Source organism: Prosthecobacter sp. (assembly GCF_049294395.1).
GTDB lineage: Bacteria > Verrucomicrobiota > Verrucomicrobiia > Verrucomicrobiales > Verrucomicrobiaceae > Prosthecobacter.
On record NZ_JBAQCR010000393.1, the window covers coordinates 1 to 2,326 of the forward strand.

The window sequence follows — 2,326 nt, forward strand, 5'->3', positions numbered from 1 at the left end:
GAACACCACCGTGCCGATGTCACTCCGCCGCTTGAAAAAAAACGACTGCTGCAGCATGTGCCGCGTGGTCGCATCCACTTCTCCCTCCACGCGCTCCGGGCTCACGTCAAAAAAGGCGCGCCAGAAGTCCTCGCCTGAATCAATGACCTGCATGCGTGCCAGCAGGCCGCCCATGCTGTGCCCTACCAGCACCATGCGGCCAAACCCGGCATTCTCGTGCCGTGCATCAAACCGGCTGCGCGCCTGCGTCAGCAGCTCCCTGAGCCGTGCCGCCGAGGCAGGAATCGGCAGCTTGCTGGGATAGCTGAAACACACCGGCTGGTAACGACGGCGCAGGCCCTCATCCGCATACATCTCATTGACGCAGTTTTTCCAAACATCCGACCCCGCCAGCATGCCATGCACAAAGATCACCGGCACCTTGCCCTTGTCATAGCGGCTGAGGAAAAACAGCCGTGAAGCACGCTCACCCGAGGCGGAGGCGGCCTGCTGCCCCGCCCCTTTTTCTTCCACACGCGCATCCGTCAGCGTGCCCTGCAGGGCCGCCGTGAGGTTCTCTGCCAGCGGCTGGACTTGTCCGCCCACCGCGATCTCTGACACTGCCAGCGGATTGTAAAATCGCAGCCGTGCCTCCGCTGCATGCCCCGGCACATCAGCCGGAAATTCCAGCACCGCCGTGGCGGAAAGGCATTCGCCTTGCGGCGGCTGAAACCACCGCTGCGCACGCACCGCATCATCCTGCACCAGCACCACCGGCACGCCAATGCCGTCATGCGCCACCACACGGTCAAATCCATGCAGCCTCACCTCAGCCGCAGGCCGGCAGTGCGCGAATTCCGCCAGCGCCAGCGTGCGTGTTGAATCAGATGGCACAGGCGCATCAAACGTCAGACGCCATCCTCGCATACCCGCGATGTGCATCTCCTTCCCCCATGCCGCCGTCCCTTCCCGGGCGCGCAGGCACTGCACCACCTGCGCCACCGCGTGGTCATACTTCAGCAGCGCCGTTTGCGCCTTCACTGTGCCGGGCTTTTCATGCTGCATCACCAGCCACGCCTCGTGCGCCTCCTCCAGGCTCGCACTCTGCAGCCCCTGACAGGCCGCCAGATTGAATACAGATGCAATGACAATGGCGAAGGTGAGCATGCGCGTCATGTCTGTTGGGCATTCCCATGCCATTGCGCACCCACACGCGGATCACGCAGGCTGCGGAGCACATCCAGCATCGCATGCCGGTAGCTTGGAAAAGGCGCACGCTCATCAGGTGTCTTCGGCAGGATCTCATCCTTGCGGTGCGGCAGCTCAGCGTGCGGTATGCCCACATGCAGATGATGCACGCCATGATACGGCTCATGCAGCAGCGTGAAGGCCACGAGCCGCCCAGTCCAGCCCTCGGCCACAATGTGCCGCGTCGCGCTGTTCACCGTGCTGCCCGTCAGTCCCACATGCTCCACATACTTGCGCCAGCTTTGCAGATTCCCGGCGATGAATGCCGGAGCCAGATACATCCACACAAAGTAGCGCCACACTTCCCAATAAGACACCGCGGCAATGATCCCGATCCACACCACCACCATCAGCGCCAGCTCCGCCCAGATGCGCTTCCGCACCTTCGGGCTGCGTATAGGCGAGCCCTTTCGGAGAAAGGAACGCAGAAACAAAAACGGCGTGTATAAAATTCCGCAAGTCAGCTCCAGAATAGCCACCAGCACCCGGCTCCACCGCGGTGCCTTCGTGAAAACAAACGGCCACAGCTCCTCATCACGCTCCGTGGCAAAGTACGCATGGTGCGTCTGATGCGCCGCACGGTACAGGCTGAAGCTCATGAAGCTGAAGACCCCCAGCAGCACGCCATCAAATTCATTGAAGCGCCGGTTCTTCCGCAGCAGCCCATGCGTCGCCTCATGAAAGCCCACCGCCGCCCCGTGCATGAAATGGCTCGCCACCAGCACCAGCGGCAGCGCCCACCAAAGGGATGCCCCGCTGTGCAGCACCGCCCACAGCCCGATTTCGGCAAACAAAAACAAAAACACCACGATCTGAAATGCCGAGCGGCTAACCCAATGCGTTTTGACGGAAGGTTCAGTTTTCATCGCAGTGTCGTCATCAATGCAGCCGTTAAAATCTCAGGCGACTGGCACACTCCGGCGAGCACATCGAGATACATGCGCCCCACCTGCTCAATGTCGGCCAGTGAGAACTGGTTCGCGTGAAACAGCCACGCCACCTCCATCGCCTCCCCTTCCTCGTTGATCTCACACGCCAGATTGAACCGGGCCGTCCCGGTGCTGCGCATGCGCAGTTGCAGCGAAAGCCCCGGCACCGC

2 protein-coding genes and 1 pseudogene are annotated in these 2,326 nt (G+C 61.7%); all 3 read right to left on the reverse strand.

The window, feature by feature from the left end; genetic code table 11:
* Window positions 1-1,146 (reverse strand): esterase/lipase family protein (locus WAW39_RS26995; RefSeq protein ID WP_422322291.1); only part of this gene is annotated, 1,146 nt, incomplete at its 3' end.
* Window positions 1,147-1,151: 5 nt separating this feature from the next.
* Window positions 1,152-2,093, reverse strand: coding sequence for a fatty acid desaturase family protein (locus WAW39_RS27000; protein WP_422322293.1), 942 nt, complete (start codon window positions 2,091-2,093; stop codon window positions 1,152-1,154).
* Window positions 2,090-2,326: pseudogene (locus tag WAW39_RS27005) on the reverse strand (condensation domain protein); the annotation flags it as partial. The gene WAW39_RS27000 and the pseudogene WAW39_RS27005, both read right to left, overlap by 4 nt.